The 22,920-nt window shown below is 55.7% G+C and carries 20 protein-coding genes and 1 pseudogene; 3 read left to right on the plus strand and 18 right to left on the minus strand.

Going from position 1 to position 22,920, the window contains the following annotated elements; translation table 11 throughout:
- The 12 genes and pseudogenes from CNE01S_RS12435 to paaA form a co-directional block, all read right to left on the minus strand.
- A pseudogene (locus tag CNE01S_RS12435) lies at positions 1-370 on the minus strand (RHS repeat protein); the annotation flags it as partial.
- A 182-nt stretch (positions 371-552) separates the two neighbouring features.
- Positions 553-1,869 (minus strand): phenylacetate--CoA ligase PaaK, encoded by a 1,317-nt coding sequence (paaK, locus tag CNE01S_RS12440; protein ID WP_061276388.1) that lies wholly within the window; start codon positions 1,867-1,869, stop codon positions 553-555.
- Between the two features lie 23 nt (positions 1,870-1,892).
- Positions 1,893-3,101 carry a 3-oxoadipyl-CoA thiolase gene (gene pcaF, locus CNE01S_RS12445; protein WP_061276390.1) on the minus strand — a complete coding sequence of 403 codons (1,209 nt, stop codon included), beginning with the start codon at positions 3,099-3,101 and terminating at the stop codon, positions 1,893-1,895.
- Complete coding sequence (paaI, locus tag CNE01S_RS12450; protein ID WP_061276392.1) at positions 3,098-3,523, minus strand: hydroxyphenylacetyl-CoA thioesterase PaaI; 426 nt, start codon at positions 3,521-3,523, stop codon at positions 3,098-3,100. Before paaI ends, pcaF begins: the two co-directional genes overlap by 4 nt.
- Positions 3,513-4,937 (minus strand): 3-hydroxyacyl-CoA dehydrogenase, encoded by a 1,425-nt coding sequence (locus CNE01S_RS12455; protein WP_061276394.1) that lies wholly within the window; start codon positions 4,935-4,937, stop codon positions 3,513-3,515. The genes paaI and CNE01S_RS12455 overlap by 11 nt, the downstream gene beginning before the upstream one ends.
- 2 nt (positions 4,938-4,939) lie before the next feature.
- The gene (paaG, locus tag CNE01S_RS12460) at positions 4,940-5,728 is read right to left on the minus strand and encodes a 2-(1,2-epoxy-1,2-dihydrophenyl)acetyl-CoA isomerase PaaG (RefSeq protein WP_061276396.1); all 789 of its coding nucleotides are present in this window, start codon (positions 5,726-5,728) and stop codon (positions 4,940-4,942) included.
- Positions 5,728-6,495: a 2,3-dehydroadipyl-CoA hydratase PaaF gene (gene paaF, locus CNE01S_RS12465; RefSeq protein ID WP_061276398.1), complete on the minus strand. Its 768-nt coding sequence runs from the start codon at positions 6,493-6,495 to the stop codon at positions 5,728-5,730. The genes paaG and paaF overlap by 1 nt, the downstream gene beginning before the upstream one ends.
- A complete protein-coding gene (gene paaE / locus CNE01S_RS12470) occupies positions 6,495-7,562 on the minus strand; it encodes a 1,2-phenylacetyl-CoA epoxidase subunit PaaE (RefSeq protein WP_061276400.1) in 1,068 nt (355 codons plus the stop codon). Before paaE ends, paaF begins: the two co-directional genes overlap by 1 nt.
- Before the next feature lie 7 nt (positions 7,563-7,569).
- Positions 7,570-8,064: a 1,2-phenylacetyl-CoA epoxidase subunit PaaD gene (gene paaD, locus CNE01S_RS12475; RefSeq protein ID WP_061276402.1), complete on the minus strand. Its 495-nt coding sequence runs from the start codon at positions 8,062-8,064 to the stop codon at positions 7,570-7,572.
- 10 nt (positions 8,065-8,074) lie between these two features.
- On the minus strand, positions 8,075-8,830 hold the full coding sequence (paaC, locus tag CNE01S_RS12480) for a 1,2-phenylacetyl-CoA epoxidase subunit PaaC (protein WP_061276404.1): 756 nt from the start codon (positions 8,828-8,830) through the stop codon (positions 8,075-8,077).
- A gap of 8 nt (positions 8,831-8,838) precedes the next feature.
- Positions 8,839-9,126, minus strand: a complete 288-nt coding sequence (paaB, locus tag CNE01S_RS12485) for a 1,2-phenylacetyl-CoA epoxidase subunit PaaB (RefSeq protein ID WP_008461407.1) — start codon at positions 9,124-9,126, stop codon at positions 8,839-8,841.
- Between the two features lie 11 nt (positions 9,127-9,137).
- A complete protein-coding gene (gene paaA, locus CNE01S_RS12490) occupies positions 9,138-10,067 on the minus strand; it encodes a 1,2-phenylacetyl-CoA epoxidase subunit PaaA (protein WP_061276406.1) in 930 nt (309 codons plus the stop codon).
- Positions 10,068-10,351: 284 nt separating this feature from the next.
- Between paaA and paaZ the strand changes: the two genes are divergently transcribed.
- Entirely contained in the window at positions 10,352-12,397 is a 2,046-nt protein-coding gene (gene paaZ / locus CNE01S_RS12495; protein ID WP_061276408.1) for a phenylacetic acid degradation bifunctional protein PaaZ, read from the plus strand.
- A gap of 203 nt (positions 12,398-12,600) precedes the next feature.
- Positions 12,601-14,874: a primary-amine oxidase gene (tynA, locus tag CNE01S_RS12500; RefSeq protein WP_061276410.1), complete on the plus strand. Its 2,274-nt coding sequence runs from the start codon at positions 12,601-12,603 to the stop codon at positions 14,872-14,874.
- Between the two features lie 72 nt (positions 14,875-14,946).
- Here tynA and CNE01S_RS25245 read toward each other — a convergent pair whose 3' ends face one another.
- From CNE01S_RS25245 to CNE01S_RS12515, 4 genes are all read right to left on the minus strand, one after another.
- The gene (locus CNE01S_RS25245; protein ID WP_138089266.1) at positions 14,947-15,588 is read right to left on the minus strand and encodes a hypothetical protein; all 642 of its coding nucleotides are present in this window, start codon (positions 15,586-15,588) and stop codon (positions 14,947-14,949) included.
- Between the two features lie 225 nt (positions 15,589-15,813).
- On the minus strand, positions 15,814-16,419 hold the full coding sequence (locus tag CNE01S_RS12505) for a hypothetical protein (RefSeq protein WP_061276412.1): 606 nt from the start codon (positions 16,417-16,419) through the stop codon (positions 15,814-15,816).
- A 186-nt stretch (positions 16,420-16,605) separates the two neighbouring features.
- Complete coding sequence (locus tag CNE01S_RS12510; RefSeq protein ID WP_138089267.1) at positions 16,606-17,214, minus strand: hypothetical protein; 609 nt, start codon at positions 17,212-17,214, stop codon at positions 16,606-16,608.
- Between the two features lie 180 nt (positions 17,215-17,394).
- Positions 17,395-18,090, minus strand: a complete 696-nt coding sequence (locus CNE01S_RS12515; protein WP_061276416.1) for a class I SAM-dependent methyltransferase — start codon at positions 18,088-18,090, stop codon at positions 17,395-17,397.
- Between the two features lie 472 nt (positions 18,091-18,562).
- On the opposite strand from CNE01S_RS12515, the gene CNE01S_RS12520 reads away from it, so the two are divergent.
- Positions 18,563-19,414, plus strand: a complete 852-nt coding sequence (locus CNE01S_RS12520) for a hypothetical protein (protein WP_061276418.1) — start codon at positions 18,563-18,565, stop codon at positions 19,412-19,414.
- 25 nt (positions 19,415-19,439) lie between these two features.
- Here the strand turns inward: CNE01S_RS12520 and CNE01S_RS12525 are convergent, their stop codons facing one another.
- Complete coding sequence (locus tag CNE01S_RS12525) at positions 19,440-20,615, minus strand: HlyD family type I secretion periplasmic adaptor subunit (protein WP_061276420.1); 1,176 nt, start codon at positions 20,613-20,615, stop codon at positions 19,440-19,442.
- Positions 20,612-22,792 (minus strand): type I secretion system permease/ATPase, encoded by a 2,181-nt coding sequence (locus CNE01S_RS12530; RefSeq protein WP_061276422.1) that lies wholly within the window; start codon positions 22,790-22,792, stop codon positions 20,612-20,614. Before CNE01S_RS12530 ends, CNE01S_RS12525 begins: the two co-directional genes overlap by 4 nt.
- Positions 22,793-22,920: the final 128 nt, after the last annotated feature.

Genomic DNA, 22,920 nt, shown 5'->3' on the forward strand with positions numbered 1-22,920 from the left:
CTTCATATTGCCAGGTATGCGTCACCGCCTGGCTCTTGTCTCCGGTGACGCCAATATTACTGACCGCGATAAAAGGCCGCCCGGCCACGTTGTTCAGGCTCACGGTAGTGCCGTTGTCCACGCCCTGGGCACGCAGCATGTTACCGGCAAGGTCAGTAATGTACGTGAAGTTTGCCAGGCCGGCCTTGTCGAGACGCGGGTCGGCGCTGCGGCTCAGAAACCCGCCGGAATTATACTGCTGCAGGGTGATGCGTTCGTTGGTGGTGGCCGGGGTGTCAGGATGGCGGTGATATTCGATGTTACGCACGTTCAGGCCCCGGTTGTCGAGAACCGTGACCGAAGGGGTTTTACTGAACAGCGAAGTGTTCATGGGATGCTCCCGTTATTATGCAGTCGGTATGGCTGCACTGGGGATCATACTGCAAACTGGTGGATTGCACAGGCACAGACGCTTTCAGGGCCGGCTGAAAGCGTCTGATTAACTTGTATTGAGTGTGAACGGGTCTGGCCAACACCCTAGCGGCCCATCATTAGTGACAGTGTAACAAAAAATCAGTGATTTGCCGCCTGGCGAAGATCGCACACCCGGATAGCTTTTCCTTCCGAGCGCGGCAGGCTGCCGCAGTTCACAATGGTGATATCCGTTGAAATCCCTACCATCGACTTAATGCGGTGCCGCAGTTCGTGGCAAACCCCACAGCGCTGTTCGTGGCTGAGATACAGGCTGCTCTCCTTCAGTTCCACCTTGATCGCCAGGGTATCAAGATGCCCACGACGATGCACTTCCAGCTGATAATGCGGCGCCAGATGCTGGAATTTCAGGATCTCTTCTTCCAGTTGGGACGGGAACACATTCACGCCGCGAATGATCAGCATATCGTCGGAACGGCCGGTAATCTGGTCCATACGGCGCATGGTGCGCGCGCTGCCCGGCAACAGGCGCGTTAAGTCGCGGGTGCGGTAGCGGATCACCGGCAACGCCTCTTTAGTCAGCGTGGTGAAAAGCAGCTCGCCGTGCTCGCCGTCTTCCAGCGGCACGCCACCCTGCGGATCTACGATTTCGGGGTAGAAATGGTCTTCCCAAATCGTCGGGCCATCGCGCGACTCCAGGCACTCCATCGCCACGCCCGGCCCCATCACTTCTGACAGGCCGTAAATATCCAGCGCGGTGATCCCTAAGCGGCGTTCAATTTCTGCCCGCATGGCTTTGGTCCACGGCTCCGCGCCAAACACACCCACGCGCAGCGAGCAGCCGCTGGCGTCGCCGCCCATCTGGCGTTCCAGCTCTTCAATCAGGTTCAGGCACCAGGACGGCGTGACCATTATCATGTCCGGCTGAAAATCGCGGATCAGCTGTGCCTGTTTTTCAGTCTGGCCGCCGGACATCGGGATAACGGTCGCCCCAAGGCGCTCTGCGCCGTAGTGTGCGCCCAGCCCGCCGGTAAACAGGCCGTAGCCATAGGAGACGTGAATTTTATCTTTTGGCGTTCCGCCTGCGGCACGCAGCGAACGCGCCACCAGGTTAGCCCAGTTATCAATGTCGTTTTGGGTGTAGCCCACCACCGTAGGTTTGCCCGTCGTACCAGAAGAAGCGTGAATACGAACAACCTGCTCCATCGGCACGGCGAACGTGTCAAAAGGATAGTTATCGCGCAGATCCTGCTTGGTGGTGCAAGGGAACAGGCGAATGTCTTTTAGCTCTTTAAAATCGTCAGGGTGCACGCCCACGGCGTCAAATTTGCGCTTATACATCGGGACGTTGTTATAGGCATGGTTCAGCGTCCATTTCAGGCGCTGCGTTTGCAGGGCCTGCAGCTCATCCAGCGATGCGGTTTCAATCGGTTCCAGCTTAGTTTCAGAGGTTATCATTATTAGGGTACTCGCAGGTTTAACTAGCTCACACGCTCAAGGATCAGGGCAATGCCCTGACCCACACCGATACACATGGTGCAAAGGGCATACCGCCCGCCGCGCCGGTGCAGCTCCAGGCTGGCCGTTAACGCCAGTCTGGCTCCGCTCATCCCCAGCGGGTGTCCTAACGCAATTGCGCCGCCGTTAGGATTCACATGCGGGGCATCATCCGGGAGCCCCAGTTGGCGAAGCACGCCGAGCGCCTGCGCGGCGAAGGCTTCGTTTAGTTCAATCAAGTCCATGTCGTGGATGCTTAGCCCGGCAATTTCCAGCACTTTACGTACCGCAGGCACCGGCCCCAGCCCCATCAGGCGTGGCTCAACGCCCGCCGTCGCCATAGCAACAATACGTGCCTTAGGCACCAGCCCGTGCTGCAGCGCGGCGGCTTCGCTGGCGATAATCAGCGCCGCTGCCCCGTCGTTTACGCCGGAAGCATTGCCCGCCGTCACTACGCCGTTGGCGCGGAAAGGCGTTTTTAGCGCCGCCAGCTGCTCAAGCGTGGTTTCCGCGCGCGGATGCTCGTCTTCCCTTACTTCCGTCACCGCACCTTTGCGACCGCTGAGCGTAACCGGCACGATCTCTTCGGCCAGAATGCCTTTTTGCTGCGCGCGAGCGGTACGCTGCTGGCTGCGAAACGCAAACAGATCCTGGTCTTCGCGGCTTATTTTTAACAATTCCGCTACATTCTCTGCCGTTTCCGGCATGCTGTCAGTACCAAATTGCGCTGCCATGAGCGGGTTCACAAAACGCCAGCCGATGGTGGTATCAAACATCTCCGCCTGACGCTGGAACGGCGAGCTGGCTTTGCCCATCACAAACGGTGCCCGAGACATAGATTCCACGCCGCCCGCCAGCATCAGCTGAGCGTCGCCCGCTTTGATGGCGCGAGCCGCAAAACCCACGGCATCCAGCCCGGAGCCGCACAGGCGGTTGATCGTGGTGCCCGGTACGCTCTGGGGTAAACCGGCCAACAGCGTCGCCATGCGCGCCACATCGCGGTTATCCTCCCCGGCCTGGTTCGCACAGCCAAAGATAACGTCATCGACGGCGCTCCAGTCGAGATTAGGGTAACGTGCCAGCAGCGCTTTTAACGGCAGCGCGGCCAAGTCATCCGCCCGCACGCCCGAAAGCGCCCCGCCGTAGCGGCCAATCGGAGTACGCACGCCATCGCAAATAAAAGCCTGACTCATAATTTTTCTCCTGAAAGCGTCGTCCCTATGCGATGGGCGCGGCCGCGAAACAGCGCCAGCGTCTTCTCATCCTGATTAATGATTTCGATGTCGTAGACGCCGGTCTGTCGCCCCTGCTGGCGCACTCTGGCCACCGCTTTCAATCGGTCGCCCGCCTTGCCGGGACGCAAAAACTCAATACTGCAGCCCGATGCTACGGCCGCCAGCCCCTGGCTGTTGCAGGCATAGGCAAAAGCCGTATCGGCCAGGGTAAACAGCTGCCCGCCGTGGCAGGTCTGGTGCCCGTTGAGCATGGCATCAGTGATGGTCATGGTGAGCATGGCAAAACCGTCACCCATCTCAATAACTTCAATCCCCATCTGTTTGGCGCAGTTGTCGCGCGCGTACATCAGGCGAGCGTTATCCCAGGCATTAGTGCTCATGTTGGTTCTCCAGCAGCGCGCGCTGGCGCAGTAAAGATGTCGGACGGTAACGCTCTTCGCCGTAGTGGCGCTGGAGGTTTTCCAGCAGCGTCAGGATGTTTTGCCAGCCCAGCCGTGCTCCCCAGGCCAGTGGACCCTGCGGATAGTTAACGCCGAGCTGCATGGCGGTATCGATGTCCGCTTCTCCGGCCACGCCTTTCTGCAGCGCGTCCAGCGCTTCGTTGGCCAGCATCGCCACCGTGCGCCAGGCCAGCATGCCGGGGTAATCGTTAATCACCAGCACCTGCTTGCCCTGCCGCTGGAAGTAATGGATGACCTTCGCCAGCTGCTGCGGCGTCATTGAAGCCGAAGGTGCCAGCACTTCCAGAGAGGAATCGGCCAGCCTGTCCCGCAGCACCACCGGACGTTTCAGTTCGGCTGACATGGCAGTGGCGGTCATGCCGCTGGTAATCGCGACCACAATGCCGTCCAGCTCAAGGCTTTTGCCGGACTGCGTGGCCTGTTCAGCCGCTAATTCTTCGGGCACCTGAGGCTGGTACTCCGGCTTCGCCTCAAGCGGCCAGCGGTAAACGCCCTGCCCGGTTTTCTTGCCCAGGCGCTTGCCCAGAACCAGTTCCTGCTGCGCGAGAGAAGGCAGGAAACGGCGCTCCTGCCAGAAGGCGTTAAACACCGAACAGGTCACGGCGAAGTTGACGTCCTGGCCGATCAGATCGGTTAACGCCAGCGGCCCCATCGGGAAGCCCGCGCCATCGCGTAAAGCCGCATCGATTACCGCAGCCGGAGCCACCTGCTCCTCCAGCGCCCGCCAGGCTTCGGCATAAAAAGGCCGCGCCACGCGGTTAACGATAAATCCCGGCGTGGAATGACAGCGTACCGGCTGTTTCCCCCAGCGCAGCGCCAGCTCGCAAAGCCGCTCGACAATCACAGGCGACGTTTCCAGCCCGCTGACCACCTCCACCAGCTTCATCACCGGCGCAGGGTTAAAGAAATGCAGCCCAACCACGCGTGCCGGGTGGCTGATTCCGCTGGCAATGGCGGTGATGGAAATGGAGGAGGTATTGCTGGCAAAGACTGTATCAGGGCCGCACACCGCCTCTAAATCGCGGAAAATAGCCTGCTTGATGTCAATTTGTTCGGCCGCCGCCTCAATCACCAGCTCTGCCTGGGCCAAATCTGCCAGCGTTTCTGCAGGATGCAGCCGGGCAAGCGTTGAGTGACGAAGCGCATCGTCCAGTTTTCCTTTGGCTACGCGGGCGCTGAGCGCGGTGTCAATGCCGTCAATCGCGCGCTTTGCCGCGCCGGGCTGAATGTCATACAGCCACACCGCATGACCCGCGCTGGCGGCCACCTGCGCAATTCCCGCGCCCATGGTGCCGCTGCCTATCACCGCTATAACAGCATCAGGTGTCAGCATGCTCATTTCCCCTTAAAAGTCGCCGGGCGCTTAGCCAGAAAAGCAGAAACCCCTTCGCGGTAGTCTTCGCTGCGGCCGGCCAGGCGCTGATAATCGCGCTCCAGGTCAAGCTGGGCGTCCAGGGTGTTGGTTTCCGAGGCGTAAAGCGCCTGCTTGATAAGCCCCAGGCCAAAGGTCGGCTGGGTAGCAAAGTGTTGAGCCAGCTGGCGGGCGGTATCGCTTAGCTGTTCATCATCCACCACCTGCCAGATCATGCCCCACTCGTGCGCCTGTTCCGCGCTTAGCGTGTCGCCAAGTAACGCCAGGCCCATTGCGCGAGCGCGTCCGGTCAGGCGCGGCAAAAACCAGGTGCCGCCGCAGTCGGGCACCAGCCCCAGCTTGCTGAAAGACATGATGAATTTTGCCGAACGCGCGGCGATAACCATGTCGCAGCCCAGCGCCAGCGTGGCACCGGCTCCGGCCGCAACGCCGTTGACCGCAGCAATCACCGGCTTCGGTAATTTCGCCAGACGGCGCAGCAGCGGGTTGTAGAAAGTTTCAACGGAATAGCCCAGATCTGGCGCATCGCCGCTTGGGTCAACGTTGCGGTCGTTGAGATCCTGCCCGGCACAGAAGCCACGCCCTGCGCCAGTGATCAGCAGGCAGCGAATGGTTTCATCCCGTTCGGCCTGGGTAAGAACTTCTGCCAGCTGGCGATGCATCTCGTCGTTAAAGCTGTTCAGCCGCTCCGGGCGGTTGAGGGTCAGGGTCATCACCCCGTTTTGCACATCGCTAACAATAAAACTCATGATTAACGTCCTTTGAATTCAGCCGGTCGTTTTTCCAGAAAAGCGGCGATGCCTTCCTGACGATCTTCGGTGGCGGCGAGCAACGTAAACAGCTGGCGTTCCTGCAGCAGCCCCTGACTCAGGCCTGTGTTCTGTGCCTGTTGAAGCGAGCTTTTGGCGGCCTGCAGAGCAAGGGGCGCATGGCGAGCGATGCTGGCGGCAAGCTTCTGCGCGTATTCAAGCGTCAGCGCAGCAGGATGTACTTCGGCAACCAGCCCGGCACGTAAAGCCTGCGGGGCGTCGATAGCCTCGCCGCTCAACACCATGCGGTAAGCCAGCGCTTTGCCCACGCTGCGGATAAGCCGCTGGGTGCCGCCCGCGCCGGGCATAATCCCCAGCGTGATTTCCGGCAGGCCGAAGCGTGCGTTATCCCCGGCAACGATGATGTCACTCAGCAGCGCCAGCTCGCAGCCTGCGCCGAGCGCATAGCCGTTGACGGCGGCGATCAGTGGTTTTGGAAAGCGTTCAATACGCGCCCAAAGCTGGGGCCGGGGATCGTTCAGCGTGGCGGGCATATCCCGGCTCGCCATCTCTTTTAAGTCCGCTCCGGCGGCGAAAAAGCGCTCTTGTCCGGCTACCACGACGGCACCAATGGATTCGTCCTGCTGCGCGGTTTCCAGCGCTTCAGCGATCAGCGTCAGCAAGGCGTTGCTGAGCGCGTTTCGCGCCTGCGGGCGGTTCAGTGTCAGGGTCAGCACCCGGCCGTTCTGTTGGCTAAGAAGTTCGCTCATCACAGCCCCTGCGCGTCAAAATCGAGTACCACGTCGTCGCCCTTCGGCAGCGCCTGGCAGCTCAGCACGTAGCCTGCGGCCAGCTGATCCGGCTCCAGGCTGTAGTTGACGCCCATTTCCACTTCGCCGCGCAGTACCTTGCAGCGGCAGGTGGCGCAGACGCCGCCTTTGCAGGCATAGGGCAGATCCGCGCCCTGGCGCAGCGCCGCGTCGAGAATACTTTCGTCTCCGGCGGTCAGCGTAATCTGGCGATCCACGCCGTCCTGGCGCAGGGTGACGGTTTTACCCGCCGCCTGAGCGCGTGAACGTGCGCCCGGCGTTACGCCCGGCGTGTTGAAGTGTTCGAGGTAGATATCCTGCTGCGCCACGCCCATCTCTTTCAGCGCGGTTTCGGCAGCCTGCATCATGCTTTGCGGGCCGCAGATAAAGGTGCGGTCAAAGCCTTTGACGTCCAGCAGGTGGTCGCCGAGCTGTTTCAGCTTCGCGCCGTCCAGCCGGCCGCTGAGCAGTTCGCTGTCTGACCTTTCCTGACTGAACAGATAGATCAGCTGCAGGCGCTGCGGGTAGCGGTCTTTCAGGTCGGCCAGCGCCTGGCGGAACATCATGCTGGCGCTGCTGCGGTTGCCGTAGACCAGCGTCACGCTGCTTTGCGGCTCGGTGGCAAGCGTGGCGCCGATAATCGCCAGCATCGGCGTAATGCCGGAACCCACCGCCAGCGCCAGATAGTTCCCGCTGGTTTCTGGCTGCGGCTGGTAGCCAAAGGTCCCCTGCGGCACCATCACCTCCAGCGACATGCCGGCGGCTAAATCACTGACCGCATACTGTGAGAAGCGGCCGCCTTCAATGGCTTTTACCGCGACGCAGATCTCGCCCGGATTGTCAGAGCGGCAAATGGAATAGCAGCGGCGCAGCTCTTCATCGCCCAGGCGGGCTTTGAGTGTCAAATGCTGCCCAGGGCGAAAGCGATATTGCCCGCGCAGCGCGTCCGGCACCGCAAACGTAATGGCCACCGCCTCTGCGGTTTCGGGTTCGATACGTGCCACTTTCAGGGAATGAAACATTGTCATGGCATCCTCAAATACATTTAAAGTAATCAAAGGGTTCCCGGCAGCTGTCGCAGCGATAAAGCGCTTTACAGGCCGTGGAGCCGAATTCACTGATGAGCGAAGTATGTTCGCTGCCGCAGCGCGGACAGGTCACCTGCGCGGCGACAGTCGCGTGGCAGGCATGCCCCTGCGGCGGACTGATGCCGTATTCGCGCAGCCGGGCTTTGGCCTCCGGCGACATCCAGTCCGTCGTCCAGGCGGGATGCAAAACCTGCCTGATATGCACCGGACTCAGCTGAGCGCCTTCCATCGCTTCCCGGATTGCGGTGAGCAAGAACTCGGTCGCCGGGCAACCTGAATACGTCGGCGTAAAACCGATGTGCCAGCCGTCCGGGCGATGCTCGACGCTGCGCACCATCCCGAGATCGGTGATGGTCAGCACCGGGATTTCCGGGTCACTGATTTCACTCAGCAGACGCCAGACATCGCGGACAGCGGCGGGCTGAAGCGTGGCGGTTTGCATCCTCTCCTCCTTACCATTGCTGGTTTGGGTAAGCGCGCTGCAGGTACTGCATTTCAGCCAGCAGCGGGCCGAGGTGTTCGGTGTGTAAGCCCTGCTTACCGCCGGTGCGGTATGGCGCTTCTCCCGGTATCTGCAGCGAGGCCTCGCTCAGTCCGGTGCTGACCTCTTGCAGCCATTCGGCTTTGAGGCTCAGCGGATCGACCGCGATCCCCTGTTCTGCCAGCGTTGTTTCCAGCTCATCGGTAACGAACATTTCGCCGCTGAAGCGCCACAGTTTGTTCAGCGCGCTTTGCGTTTTTGCCTGAGAAAGCTCGGTGCCGTTGCCCAGACGAACCAGCCAGCCGCGGCTGAAGCGCAGGTGGTAGCGCACTTCTTTAATCGCTTTGGCCGCAATGGCCGCCAGCTGCGGGTCTTTGCTTTCAACCAGGCGGCTGAAGAGCGAGACGTGCCATGCATCCAGCAGGTACTGACGCACCAGCGTTTCGGCAAAATCACCGTTGGGCTGTTCCGACAGCAGCAGGTTGCGGTATTCGCGCTCGTCGCGGCCAAAGGCCAGCCTGTCTTCGTCGAGATGCTCGCCTTCGCGCTCGGCGGCGTAGGTCAGGAAGTTGCGTGCCTGGCCGAGCAGGTCGAGGCCAATGTTGGCCAGGGCAAGGTCAATCTCCAGCTCCGGCGCATGGCCGCACCAGGCGCTCAGGCGCTGGGCGAGGACAAGGCAGGTATCGCCGAGGCGCAGGCTGTAGGTCGCTACAGGATCGAGTGTCATTGGCGGCCTCACATGTGCTCGATGCCGTCAGGCAGCGTGTAAAACGTCGGGTGGCGGTAGACTTTGCTGTCTGCCGGGTCGAAAAATTCCGGGCGTTCTTCCGGCTGTGAGGCCACGATTTCGCTCGCTTTCACCACCCAGATGGAGCAGCCTTCGCTGCGGCGGGTGTAGGCGTCGCGGGCGTTTTCCAGCGCCATCTGGTCGTCGGCGGCGTGCAGGCTGCCGACATGGCGGTGGGACAGCCCTTTTTTATTACGGATAAAGACTTCGTACAGCGGCCAGTAAATCTTGCTCATCTCTTACTCCTTCAGGCGGCGGTGCGGGCCTGTTGTTTTTCGGCATACGCAAGGGCGGCTTCGCGCACCCATGCCCCCTCTTCCCAGGCTTTTCGCTTGGCGGCAAGGCGCTCTTCGTTACATAAGCCGCGCCCGGCGACCACTTCGTTGAATTCCTGCCAGTCAATGTCGCCAAAGCGGTAATGGCCCGTGGCCTCATCGAGATACAGATCGGGATCCGGCACGGTCATGCCCAGCAGCTCAACCTGCGGCACCGTGTTGTCGACAAAGCGCTGGCGCAGTTCGTCGTTACCGAAGCGTTTGATTTTCCAGGCGAGACTTTGGGCGCTGTTTGGCGAGTTGTCGTCGTTGGGCCCGAACATCATTAGCGCCGGCCACCAGAAGCGGTTAATGGCATCCTGCAGCATCTGGCGCTGCTCCGGGCTGCCCTTCGCCAGCACGGCGCAGGCTTCAAACCCTTGACGCTGGTGGAAGCTTTCTTCTTTACAGATTTTCACCATCGCACGGGCGTAAGGCCCATAAGAAGTCCGGCACAGCGCGACCTGGTTGACGATGGCGGCGCCGTCGACCAGCCAGCCAATAACGCCGATATCGGCCCAGTTGAGCGTCGGGTAGTTAAAGATGGAGGAATACTTCATCTTGCCGTCGAGCATCTTCTGGTAAATATCTTCCCGGGCGCAGCCCAGGGTTTCTGCGGCGCTGTAGAGATACAGGCCGTGCCCGGCTTCATCCTGCACTTTCGCCAGCAGAATGGCCTTGCGGCGCAGGCTGGGCGCACGCGTTATCCAGTTTCCTTCCGGCAGCATGCCGACAATTTCCGAGTGCGCATGCTGGCCTATCTGGCGGATCAGCGTTTTGCGGTAAGCCTCCGGCATCCAGTCCTGCGGCTCTATGGCGGTCTCCTGCTGGATGCGCTCGTCAAAGCGTTCTTGTTCTGTCACGGCATCACCTTATGATTCAATTTAATGCTACACATTGCGATATTGCGAATCACATCATGATTAAAAGTTACAGATAAGTTAACGAAGATCGCAAAGATTACACCGCATGATTGTGAGGCCTATCACGTAAAATCTTGTTAAAACCCTATTTATCATTGATATAAATCAATAGCAAAAATCACACATCATCACATTGTTAACAATTTATTAAATTACAGCTTGATTTTTATGATTCACAAAACAAACACTGTAAGCATTAAATGCAGCATGCAATGGAGAGTGAGATGCAACAGTTAACCAGCTATCTGTCCGGGACGTGGTTTAGCGGTCAGGGTAAAGAAAGAACCATTTTTCATGCCGTTAGCGGCGAGCCGCTGTGGCAGGTAACCAGCGAAGGCGCGGATATGGCGGAGGCAAAACGGTTTGCCATTGAACAAGGCGGCAAGGCGCTGCAGGCGATGACGTTCATTCAACGCGCCGCAATGTTAAAAGCCGTGGCTAAACATCTGCTGGCACAGAAAGAAGCGTTCTACGAAGTCTCGTATCAAACCGGGGCCACCCGCGCCGATAGCTGGGTTGATATTGAAGGCGGGATCAGCACGCTGTTTGCCTACGCCGGAATGGGCAACAGAGAGCTGCCGGATGACACGCTGTGGCCGGAAGACGAGCTGATTCCGCTCTCCAGACAGGGCGGATTTGCCGCCCGCCACGTGCTCACCTCGAAGTCCGGCGTGGCGTTGCATATCAACGCTTTCAACTTCCCCTGCTGGGGAATGCTCGAGAAGCTGGCCCCGACCTGGCTTGCCGGTATGCCCGCCATCATCAAGCCCGGCACGGCCAGCGCGCAGCTAACCCAGGCGATGGTCAAAGCGATTGTTGAGTCAGGGCTGGTACCGAACGGAGCGATAAGCCTGATTTGCGGCGGCGTGGGCGACCTGTTCGAGCATTTAAATGAGCAAGACGTGGTGACGTTTACCGGTTCGGCCAGCACCGGTCAAAAGTTACGTTGTCACCCAAATATCGTTGCCCGCTCAATTCCGTTCACTATGGAAGCGGATTCCCTAAACTGCTGCGTGCTGGCGGAAGATGTCTCCCCTGAGCAGCCAGAATTTTCGCTGTTCGTGCGCGAAGTCGTGCGTGAAATGACCGCCAAGGCCGGGCAAAAATGTACCGCGATTCGCCGGGTTATCGTGCCGCAAAAACGGCTGGGTTCGGTGATTGAAGCGCTGAAAGCGAAACTGGGGAAAATTCAACCCGGCGACCCGGCGGTGGAAGGCGTACGCATGGGGGCACTGGTCAGCCTTGAACAGCGGGATGACGTGCAGCGTAAAGTTGACCAATTGATTGCCGCCGGATGCGAAGCCGTGCTTGGCGGTAAAGCCGATCTCGCTCAGCCTGGCGCGTTCTTCCCGCCGACCCTTTTGCTTTGCCAGCAGCCGGATGAAACGCCTGCCGTGCACGAGCTTGAAGCCTTCGGCCCGGTTGCCACCGTGATGCCGTACCGGGATGCTGAACACGCTATGGCGCTGGCTCGCGCCGGTCAGGGCAGCCTTGCCGGGACGCTGGTCACCGCCGAGGAGCAAACTGCCCGCGAATTTATTCTCGGCGCGGCCCGCGCGCACGGACGAATTCAGGTGCTGAACCAGGAGTCCTCGGTGGAATCCACCGGGCATGGGTCACCGCTGCCGATGCTGGTTCACGGCGGCCCAGGCCGTGCGGGCGGTGGAGAAGAACTCGGCGGCCTGCGTGCGGTGAAACACTATATGCAGCGCACCGCTATTCAGGGCAGCCCAACAATGCTTGCCGCCGTTAGCGGGCAGTGGAACTACGGTGCTCGGGTTCAGGAAGATGCCGTGCATCCTTTCCGCAAGCATTTTGAAGAGCTGCGTATCGGGGAAAGCATTCTGACCGCCCGCCGCACCGTGACCGAAGCCGACATCGCCAACTTCGCCAACCTAAGCGGCGACCGTTTCTATGCCCATACCGATAAAATTGGCGCAGCAGAATCGTTCTTTGGTGAACGCGTGGCGCACGGCTACTTTGTGGTGTCTGCCGCCGCCGGGTTGTTTGTTGACCCCGGCGTCGGGCCGGTGATTGCTAACTACGGCATGGAAAACCTGCGCTTTATCGAGCCGGTAAAAATCGACGATACCATTCAGGTTCGCCTGACCTGCAAACGTAAAACCGCCAAGCCGCAGAAAACGGCGGAAGATAAGCCGGTTGGCGTGGTGGAATGGGCGGTGGATATCACCAACCAGCATCAGCAGATCGTTGCCCGCTACTCAATCCTGACGCTGGTGGCCCGTATGAATGGCGATTTTGCCGCATAGTTTTGACCTTTTAGCTCTCTTCCTTGCAGGGAGAGAGCCCTTCCCAGCCTGACAATTCTCCCCAATCCCACATTCTGGCAACCACAGCAAAACGCCTGGCAGGGAATACAAGGGAAACCCCGGCGGAAGTTGTTATGTTGAATCCGACAGTCTTTATCCAGCACGCACATAACAACACAACGCACTTTTAAGGTGAGAAAGCGATGACAATGAAAACTGGAAAAAAAGCGCTGGCGCTGGCTATTGCGCTCCTGACCTCGGCGGGGATTAACGCCCCTGCTTTTGCCCACGGCGGCGAGGCACATATGGTGCCAATGCAAAAAACGCTCGCGGATTTTGGCGCAGACGTCCAGTGGGACGATTACGCGCAGATGTTTACCATCGTCAAAGACGGTGCCTACGTGAAGGTGAAGCCTAACGCCACCTCTGCCATCGTTAACGGCAAAACGCTCAAGCTTGAAGTCCCGGTTACCTTTAAGGACAAAACGGCGTTTATCTCCGAAGGGTTTATCAATGAAGTGTTCCAGTCCGGGCTGGATCAAACCTTTGCAGTCGAGAAAAAACAGCACCTGCTCAACTCCCTGAGCGCCGACGAAATTAATAAGACGGTGGAGATAATCAAAGGCGCTGCGGACTACAAGCCGAATATTCGCTTTACCGAGATTTCCCTGCGCGAGCCGCCGAAGGAGCAAGTCTGGAAGTTTGTGATGGACGGCACCAGCGTCAGCCAGCCGCGCGAAGCGGACGTCATCATGCTGGACGGTCGCCATATTATTGAAGCCACGGTAGATTTGGCCGCCGGAAAGGTGAAAAGCTGGAAACCGATTGAAGGCGCTCAGGGTATGGTGCTGCTGGACGATTTTGCCAGCGTGCAGTCGATAATCAACAACAGCAAAGAGTTCGCGGAAGCGGTGAAAAAACGCGGCATCAGCGATCCGTCAAAAGTGGTTACTACCCCGCTTACCGTCGGCTATTTCGACGGTAAAGACGGCCTGAAACAGGATCAGCGCCTGCTGAAAGTGGTGAGTTATCTTGACGTGGGCGACGGCAATTACTGGGCGCATCCGATTGAAAACCTGGTCGCCGTAGTAGATCTCGAGCAGAAAAAAATCATCAAAATTGAGGAAGGCCCGGTCATTCCCGTGCCGATGACGCCCCGCCCTTATGATGGCCGCGACCGGCAGGCCGCCAACCTCAAGCCGCTGGATATCATTGAGCCGGAGGGAAAAAATTACACCATTACCGGCGACACGATTCACTGGCAAAACTGGGATTTGCACCTGCGCCTGAATTCCCGCGTTGGCCCGATTATTTCCACCGTGACTTACAACGACAGCGGCACCAAACGGAAGATCATGTATGAAGGGTCGCTCGGCGGGATGATTGTGCCGTATGGCGACCCGGACATTGGCTGGTATTTTAAAGCTTACCTGGACGCCGGGGATTACGGCATGGGCACGCTGACGTCCCCTATCGTGCGCGGCAAAGATGCCCCGGCGAACGCCGTCCTGCTGGACGAAACTCTGGCCGACTACACCGGAAAACCGACCACCATTCCGCGCGCCATCGCCATTTTCGAGCGCTACGCCGGGCCGGAATACAAGCATCAGGAAATGGGCCAGCCGAACGTCAGCAGCGAACGTCGCGAGCTGGTGATCCGCTGGATAAGCACCGTCGGCAACTACGACTATATCTTTGACTGGGTCTTCCATCAGAACGGCACCATTGGCATTGACGCAGGCGCGACCGGCATAGAAGCGGTAAAAGGCGTGAAGGCCAAAACCATGCACGACGCCACCGCGAAAGAAGATACCCGCTACGGCACGCTTATCGACCACAATATTGTCGGCACGACACATCAGCATATTTATAACTTCCGCCTGGATCTGGACGTCGACGGCGAAAATAACAGCCTGACCGCTATCGACCCGGTAGTGAAGCCGAACACCAGCGGCGGCCCACGCACGAGTACGATGCAAACCAATGAATATGCGATTAAAAACGAGCAGGACGCGGCGCAGAAATTTGACCCAGGCACCGTCCGTTTGCTCAGCAATCCGAACAAAGAAAACCGCATGGGCAACCCGGTGTCCTACCAGCTGATTCCTTACGCCGGTGGAACTCACCCCGTCGCCACCGGCGCGAAGTTTGCCCCGGACGAATGGATTTACCATCGCCTGAGTTTTATGGATAAGCAGCTGTGGGTGACCCGCTACAACCCGGATGAACGCTATTCCGAAGGGAAATACCCGAATCGCTCCGCGCACGACACCGGTTTAGGGGCTTACAGCAAAGATAATCAGTCGCTTGAAAACACGGATAATGTGGTCTGGTTAACCACCGGCACCACGCATATCGCCCGCGCCGAAGAGTGGCCCATCATGCCGACCGAGTGGGTACATGCCCTGCTGAAGCCGTGGAACTTCTTCAATGAGACGCCAACGCTTGTGAAGTCGGCGGATAAAAAGAGTAAATAGAACAGTTTGCGGCGCGCTGTTCTGGCGCGCCGCTTTTTTAAGGCCGAGGCTTGATTGCAAGCTAACCGTCGATTAGCAGTGGGTAACAGAATTATCTTTATTCATATGTACCGGCGGATGGGGTTCAATTAGCTTAGGTGTAAGCCTCTTAGGAGGGAAACCTCCAGCAAAAACATAATCAGTATTATTTAATAAACCAGCCACACCACTATAATGGGTAGCTACTGGATAATGTCCTCCGTATGCCCATATTTTTCGTTGCGTTGCATTAGCTAACTCTTGCGCCACACTCAGCTTTCCTGAGCCTTTTTCTGCCTCACCTGAATAACAAGCCACTAAATGTAGAGGTCTTTTATCTTTTGATAAGTCAAGTGAGTATCTGCGAATAAGGTAACGATAAAATTCCCTGGGCGTGAAAAACGATCCTTTTTGATCTCTACCGAGGTTTGTGTCAAGAATGACCAAGTGGCCTTCAGAAGAACCATGAACTACAATCCCTGGTTCACCCGTACCCAAAAAGTCGCTAACATATCCATCCTTTATCATAAACCGTTTTGATATTTTACTTAAACCTTTTGGATGATGCTCCATATAAAAAGTTTTATAGTGAGCCAATGGCCTTGCATTTTCAGGCTCAAAATTTATTTTCAGATTTTTTTTCAACTCCTGTAACGACAAAGGTTGTGACGGACTCTTTTTTTTAAAGAAATGCACGATGATACTCCAGTTACTTTATCCAAATGGTGCTTACGGAGTCTATTCATAAATAGCATCAGAGACTATTTATAGCATCTTAATTAAGGTGCAAATTAATCATGACTGATTGCCTGCCGCCGTTAACGAACTGCCACGGATAGAATTCACTTTATTTATATGCACAGACAAATGCTGGCCCGTTAACTTCGTTTATACCTTAATAAAATACCACCTGTTAATTTGTCACGCCGTTTGATTTTCTGAATAATAAAAATGTGGCACAATCAATCTTGGGCGAACCTTCTTATATTTGTTTTTTACTCGAATGGAAACATCCCCTTTATTATTTATCATTCCAATTAACCCTTTATGTTTCTTGTCGCAATAGAGCTTCTCATAGCCGCCATATGCCCATATTTTCCTTTGTAAAACATTCGCTAATTCCTGTGCAACACTTATCCCCTCAGCGTCATCTTTTGCAGCACCAGAATAACAGCTAACCAGATGCAACGTTCGTTTATCCTTCGATAAATCAATGGCGTGATTAATGACAAGGTGGTGATAAAACTCTTTTGGCGATAATAAAACAAAGTCTTTATTGTGTTTAAAATCGGGAATCTGCAGTCGCCCCCCAGGAGTACCGTGAACAAAAATAGCAGGTTCACCCGTTTGCATAAAATCACTCACATACCCAAATCGAAAGAAATGCTCTGATAGCACCCTTTGAATTTGAAGGGTTTTGTAGTAAGTGACAGGCTTTGCATTTACAGGCTCAAAGTTAATCTGCAAATTTTCTTTCAATTGTTGCAGCGGCAAGGAATCAGTCTGTTTTCCTTTAAAGAAAGGCATGGGGACACTCCACGAATTAAAACCAAACAATTCAGTGAGTGTATTAAGAGATAAAGCAACAAACCAATTATAACGCCTTAATTAAGGCGTTATAATTGATAATTACAAAGAAAAAAAGATTAATTCTCAGTTTCGCTGCGCGCTATTCTCGCCCGCCTGAAGATTTTATTGCTTGCCAACCGTGAGTCAGCAGCGACAGGAAGAGTTTGTTTTTATCCTGATAAATTCTGGCCGATGGGGTTCAATTAGTTTAGGTTCGAGCTTGACTTTATTTGTATTTGTGATTTCATCAGTGTTATTTATCATCAAAAACAACCCACCGGTTAGAGAGCGCACCTTTTCATAACCACCATACGCCCATATTTTTCTTTGCGTTATATTAGCAAGCTCTTGCGCTATGCTAAGCTTACCAGAGTTTTCTTTTGCCATGCCGGAATAACAGCAAATAAGATGTAAAGGTCTTTTATCCTTTGCTAAATCCAGCGAATGCCTGCGAATAAGATAATGATAAAACTCCCGTGGAGTATGATATTTCCCACATACATCGTCTCCATATTCCCTGATGCCTTCCATAACAATGGATATTTTAACTATGGAACTACCATGAACCAAAATGCCAGGTTCTCCGGTACCCATAAAGTCACTAACATAACCACTCAAGTCTCTTTTTTCTTCTATTGTTGGTGTTGTCTCCATAAAAAATGACTTATAGTGTGCCACTGGCTTTGCATTTTCAGGCTCAAATTTTATCTGCAGATTTTTTTTTAACCTTTTCAGTTTTTTTGAATCACTCATCCAGAAACAATCCCAAACGCTAAAGCACTTCATAGAAACCTCATTTAATTTTAAAAATAAATGATAAATATATTCATCGATGAGATAAGTCCCTACACAAAAAGCATTAATTAAATTTTAATTCATACTTCTTTCTTAAAAAAACTGTTTTCCGCGGCTCACGGTACCACTCCCTCCTCCTTAAAATTGAGGCTTAACAGCCTGCCAGCCGTGGATCAGCAGCGACTGGAAGAACGGCTGCACGCTGGCAAATCCCGCATCAAGTAGCAACGCTTCAGTTTGACGAGGCGGTAGCAAAAGCAAACGCCGGCTAAGCTCGGCCTTCACCTCAGAAATGTCCCGCTCGCGTTGGGTATAAGCCTGCTGCAGCGCAACCCAATTTCTCAACTGGCTGTCAAAACCGGGATCCGCCATGTCACCCGCAATTTCTGCAGCGATAAGCTGCCCGGCGGGTTTTAGCCTGTCGGCAATGTGCTGGTAAATACCACCGCGCTGCGGGTGCTGAATAAAGTGCGCCACCAGCAGACACAACGCAGCGTCGTATTTTTCCCGCTCGGGAACGTCGATAACGTGGCCTTCAATCAGCGTGCAGCGGTCGCTCAGCCCTTCTCGCTCAAGCTTTTCTGCACAAACGGCAAGCATATCCGTAGAAGGATCCACGCCGGTAAAACGCCAGCCTGGGCGCTGATGTGCCAGCCTGACGATTTCCGTCCCGGTGCCTACGCCGACGCAGAGCACCTGCGCGTTCTCCGCAAGGCCCCTCAACAACAGCGATATCAACGAATGCAGATTGTTTGAAATGTCTTTCAGGCGTTCGCTACTGGCGTCGTACTGGCGGGAAAATTCCGCGTTGAAAATGTCATTTGTATCTTGCATCACATCGCCTCTGGTCGGTTTTCAGCGGAAAACAGGGCAATAAATGCCCAACAAACTCACGTAACTTACGATAACACATGAAATGGGAGTTTAAAAAGTGTTTTCTTTTTGTACGCTTCGCGTCTTATTGAACCTCATTATATTTATAAATAATTTTAAATTATTTTCCTGATGACATTTTTCATCGAAACGATATACAGAAAATAAACCTTCTAATAAAGGAAGCTTTACATCCCGCAAATGGAAATGAATATGATTCCGGGTAGCACCAAGCATTTTTAGTTAAGAAAAAAGTAAAGATCGATAAAGTTCCGGGGATCCCATTTCATTACAACTGAATAATGATACAATAAGCAGCGGACTTACTCTGCGTTTAAACAAATACAATAACGTGTCACGTGAATTTTACCACTGACCTCAGGCACTCATTTCACGGAAAATAATCCCGTAGCTGAATACCGAGAAAAATAATATGACGCAACACCAACTCCAGGACACCATCGCCCGTTACAGTCAGCAATTAAAAAAGCATCCCTGTTTTCGGGAGGCCATCCGGCATCATTATGACTCCCTGCTGATAACCTATAAAAAACAGCCGCTGTTTTATAAAACGATTCTGCAAAGCTCCCGCTTTCATGTGGTTTTGGCGCTGCTGTGTTTTCACTACAGCGATCGCAAGGCCGTGCTGGCGGATATCAAAGAGTTTTGCGTGAAAATGGAGCTAACTAGCCTCAACACGGTGAATTCTTTGGTCACGCTGCTGCGCATTACCGGCAGAATGTCGCTGGAAAAAAGTGAGGATGACCGCCGGGTGCTGCTGTATAACCCGAGCGTGAAAGGCCTCAATGAAACCCGCAGCTATATGCAGATTTCCATTCCTTCACTGAAAATGCTGCTGCCCGAGAGCGCGCTTTCTATTCACGCTCTTGACGATAACAGCACCTTTGAACAATTTTTTCGCCGCAGCGCTAACCTGTTATTTGATGAGGTTATATTGAGTCGACTGGTGCCTAATAGCGCGATGTTTGTCGATAAAGACGCCGGGCATATTATTATCCTCAGAATATACCTGATGGCTGCGCAGAGTGAAGATGGCAAATGGTGGCTACGGCCCAATTACAATAAAACGGCAAAAGATCTTTCAGTGTCGAGAATGCACCTGAGACGTATTGTTAACTGCGGTATCATGGCGGGATTATTTAGTGAAGATAGCGAAGGCGCATTAGAAATACACAACGGCTTTATGGAAATGGCCGAATCCTACTTTGGATTTTATTTCTCATTTATTCTGTACGGCCTTAATATCGACCCAACCAACGTATAAAAGTGCCGGCTTTCGCCGGCTTTTTTTATCTTTCCCGCAGCGCTTCGCTGGCTTTATTCAGTGGTTTCAGCAGGTAATCGAGCACTGATTTACTGCCGGTTTTAATGTCCACGGTAGCAATCATGCCGGGGAAGATGGGGAACGATTTTCCCTCCCGGTTCTCCAGCTGGCTGACATCGGTACGGATGTAGACCCGGTAGTAGTAAACGTCACGCTTCACCTCATCCTGCAGCGTGTCCGGTGAAATGGTGGTCACCACCCCTTTCAGCCCACCATAGATGGAATAGTCGTAGGCGGTGATTTTCACCAACGCCTTTTGCCCTGGATGAATAAAAGCCACGTCGCGTGGCGAGATTTTCGCCTCAATCAGCATCTGGTCGTCCAGCGGGACCAGGGTCATCAGCTTGCCGTTAGGAGGAATCACGCCGCCCACGGTGGTGACCTCAATACCTTTCACAATCGCCCGCACCGGAGAGGTAAATTTCAGGCGCGTCAGCGAGTCTGTCCGTCCCCGCATTACCGAGCGCTGGGTTTCAATTTCCTCGTTGGTTTTTGCCAGTTCTTCACGAGCACGCACGTAATACTGGTTTTGCATTTCGGTGATTTTGTTTTCCAGCTCGTTTTTTTGCCGCTGCAGGCGCAGAACTTCCACGCTGCTGGCGGCCCCCTGTTTGACCAGCGGCTGGGTCATCGCCAGTTCGCGCTGCACCAGCGAGACGGCCTCACGCAGCCCGGCAACCCCCTTTTCAAGGCTGCTACGGCGTGATTCGTATAGCGCCGTTTCCTGCCGCACCAGGTCGCTATCGCCGGCCAGCATGTCGGGGAAGACCAGCGCCGTAGCGCCGACTTCGGCCTTCAGGCGTGCGGCGGTGGCCATCGCAGCGTGGAGGCGGGATTCACTTTCCTGCACGCCGGACTCGGTTTTCGTGCGGTCAAGCTGCGCGAGCACCTGGCCCCGCTCAACGATGTCCCCCTCATGAACGTCCAGCTTGTAGAGGATCCCGCCCTCAAGGGACTGAATAACCTGCTCGCGTGACGACGGCACAACTTTTCCCGAGCCGGTCGTGACCTCATCCAGGCTAAAGAAATTAGCCCAAAGCACAAAAACCAGCAGCATCAGCCCCAGCGCCCAGGCTACCAGGCTCGATCGCGGCAGCGCAGGCTCTTTCAGGCGGCTGTTGTAGCGTGTGATGTCGTTCATGCCTGCACCTCCGGCGCGATGTTTGGCTTGAGCGTCGCCGTCCGACGCGGGGCGGCTTGATTCTCCATCATCCCGTGCAGCTGCAAAATTTTGTCTCGCGGGCCGTCCATGACGATGCGGCCGTTATCCAGCACGATGATTCGGTCTACCAGCTGCAGGATGGGTATCCGGTGCGTGGCGACCACCAGCGTACGGTTGCCCAGCCACGGAGCCAGGTTGGCGATGAGCTGCTGTTCACTGATTTCATCCAGCCAGGCCGTCGGCTCATCCAGCAGCAGGATCTGCGGCTGCAGAATGAGGGTTCGCGCCAGCAGCAGCGCCTGCCGCTGGCCGCCTGAGAGCCCTGCGCCGCCTTCGGTAATCAGGTAGTTGAGGCCATTTTTCTGCTTCTGGACAAAGCCCAACGCACCGCTAAGCGTCAGGGCGCGGTGAATCTCTTCGTCACTTGCCAGCGGACGGCCCATGGTCAGGTTGTCGCGGATCGAGCCGAAGAATAAACGAGCCTGTTGGCTTAGCAGGGTCATATCACGACGCAGGTCGGCGGTGTCGAGCTGGCCAAGGCTGATATCGTCCAGCAGGATCTGCCCGTGCTGCGGCGTTTGCATCCCCGCCAGCAGCTGTAAGAGCGTGCTTTTGCCGGAGCCGTTACGCCCCAGCACCGCGATTTTCTCCCCGGCGGTGATGGTCAGCCGCGCAATGTCCAGGTCGTTAACCTTCTCTTCTTCGTCGTAGTAAAACGCCGCATAGTTAAACTGGTAGTTCCCCTGCAAATGCGCTTTATGCACTTTTTTGCCCTGCTCCGGGTCGTCCAGCGGACGCTGCATCAGGTCATCCAGCCCTTTACGCGCCACCTTCGCCTGCTGCCAGCGCGACAGCACGCCGGATATCTGCGCCAGCGGAGCAATAGTCCGGGAAGCCAGAATAGAGGTACCAACCAGCGCCCCGGTGGTCATATCACCGTTAATCACCAGGTAACAGCCTACCAGCAGCACTACGGCGTAGACGATAGACTGAACTTCCTGGGTCCAGGTCATCAGCAGGCTGGTCAGCCAGCGCTGCTTCATGCCGACCCCGGCCGCCACGTCGTTGGTGTTATTCCACTGGTTCTGAAACCGCTGTTCGGCGCGCAGCAGTTTGATGTCTTCGATGGACTGAACGGCCTCCACCAGCGTGGCGTTGCGGATAGCCGACTCGCGCATGCCCTCGTTCGAGAGGTGCGCCAGCGGACGCTGCACCAGCAGGCCTGGGATCAGCAGCAGAGGAATCGCCAGCAGCACCACAAACACCAGCGGGCCGCCAATCAGCCAGAGAATAAAGACAAACAGCAGGAAGAACGGGATGTCTGACACCGTGCCAATCGTGGTGGAGGTAATAAGCTCGCGCACCGACTCCAGCTCGCGAATCTGCGAGATAAACGAGCCGGTAGATTTAGGCCGCACGCTGTTTTTAATGCGCAATGCCCGGGCAAATACCCGGTCGGAAATGCGTAAATCGGCCCGCTTGCCGACGACGTCGGCGATGTGAACGCGCAGCATACGCATGGTAAATTCAAAGAGAATCGCCAGCATCACGCCGCCAAACAGTACCCACAGCGTGGGGACAGATTGCGAAGGCACCACCCGGTCGTACACCTGCATCGAGAAGAGCATTCCCGCCAGCGCCAGCACGTTTGCCGCCATCGCTACCAGCATGATGTCGCCGTAGCGTTTCCAGTCTTTCAGCGCCAGCGTCCAGAACCAGTTTTTTTGGTACGGCTTGACGTAGTCGTCCACTCGCGCATCTGGGATAGCGTTCAACGGACGCAGCAAAAACAGACCTTTCAGCCTCTGCGACAGCGCTTCACGGCTGACCACGGTTTCCAGGCCGCCGTCGCCGCTAAGCTGTATGCTGAGCTGCCCGTGCTTGTCCATATGGTTCAGCACCGCCATTTGACCGTCATTAAGCTCCGCGACCAGCGGCAGACGCCACGGATCGATAAGCGAGACATCCGCCGGGACGCTACGCAGGGCTAATCCAAGCTGACGAGCCATGTCTTCGAGCACCAGATGATGGGGGCTTTGGCTTTCCTGGTTAACCACTACGCGCACGTGTTCTTCCGAGAAGTCCAGCCGATAGTGGCGCGCTACGGCCAGCATGGCCTGCAGCCAGGGTTCATAGCGGGTATGCGTTGAAGTCATCGTGTTTCACGTCCTGCTAAAGTGGCAAAAAGCGCCGGTGTTGTCCTTTCCGCGGCTTGTTTCATAAACATGTTTTATACCGGGTAATAAAAATAAGCGGCCAGAATGCCGCCGGACTTAAAGCCCGG

The sequence above is a fragment of the Cedecea neteri NBRC 105707 = ATCC 33855 genome, from assembly GCF_001571265.1.
Taxonomy (GTDB): Bacteria; Pseudomonadota; Gammaproteobacteria; order Enterobacterales; family Enterobacteriaceae; genus Cedecea; species Cedecea neteri.

Coding starts and splice junctions, on each gene's coding strand:
- paaK (WP_061276388.1), bottom strand. CDS start 1,869: ATGATAACCTCTGAAACTAAGCTGGAACCGATTGAAACCGCATCGCTG.
- pcaF (WP_061276390.1), bottom strand. CDS start 3,101: ATGAGTCAGGCTTTTATTTGCGATGGCGTGCGTACTCCGATTGGCCGC.
- paaI (WP_061276392.1), bottom strand. CDS start 3,523: ATGAGCACTAATGCCTGGGATAACGCTCGCCTGATGTACGCGCGCGAC.
- CNE01S_RS12455 (WP_061276394.1), bottom strand. CDS start 4,937: ATGCTGACACCTGATGCTGTTATAGCGGTGATAGGCAGCGGCACCATG.
- paaF (WP_061276398.1), bottom strand. CDS start 6,495: ATGAGCGAACTTCTTAGCCAACAGAACGGCCGGGTGCTGACCCTGACA.
- paaE (WP_061276400.1), bottom strand. CDS start 7,562: ATGACAATGTTTCATTCCCTGAAAGTGGCACGTATCGAACCCGAAACC.
- paaD (WP_061276402.1), bottom strand. CDS start 8,064: ATGCAAACCGCCACGCTTCAGCCCGCCGCTGTCCGCGATGTCTGGCGT.
- paaC (WP_061276404.1), bottom strand. CDS start 8,830: ATGACACTCGATCCTGTAGCGACCTACAGCCTGCGCCTCGGCGATACC.
- paaB (WP_008461407.1), bottom strand. CDS start 9,126: ATGAGCAAGATTTACTGGCCGCTGTACGAAGTCTTTATCCGTAATAAA.
- paaZ (WP_061276408.1), top strand. CDS start 10,352: ATGCAACAGTTAACCAGCTATCTGTCCGGGACGTGGTTTAGCGGTCAG.
- tynA (WP_061276410.1), top strand. CDS start 12,601: ATGACAATGAAAACTGGAAAAAAAGCGCTGGCGCTGGCTATTGCGCTC.
- CNE01S_RS12505 (WP_061276412.1), bottom strand. CDS start 16,419: ATGCCTTTCTTTAAAGGAAAACAGACTGATTCCTTGCCGCTGCAACAA.
- CNE01S_RS12510 (WP_138089267.1), bottom strand. CDS start 17,214: ATGAGTGATTCAAAAAAACTGAAAAGGTTAAAAAAAAATCTGCAGATA.
- CNE01S_RS12515 (WP_061276416.1), bottom strand. CDS start 18,090: ATGCAAGATACAAATGACATTTTCAACGCGGAATTTTCCCGCCAGTAC.
- CNE01S_RS12520 (WP_061276418.1), top strand. CDS start 18,563: ATGACGCAACACCAACTCCAGGACACCATCGCCCGTTACAGTCAGCAA.
- CNE01S_RS12525 (WP_061276420.1), bottom strand. CDS start 20,615: ATGAACGACATCACACGCTACAACAGCCGCCTGAAAGAGCCTGCGCTG.
- CNE01S_RS12530 (WP_061276422.1), bottom strand. CDS start 22,792: ATGACTTCAACGCATACCCGCTATGAACCCTGGCTGCAGGCCATGCTG.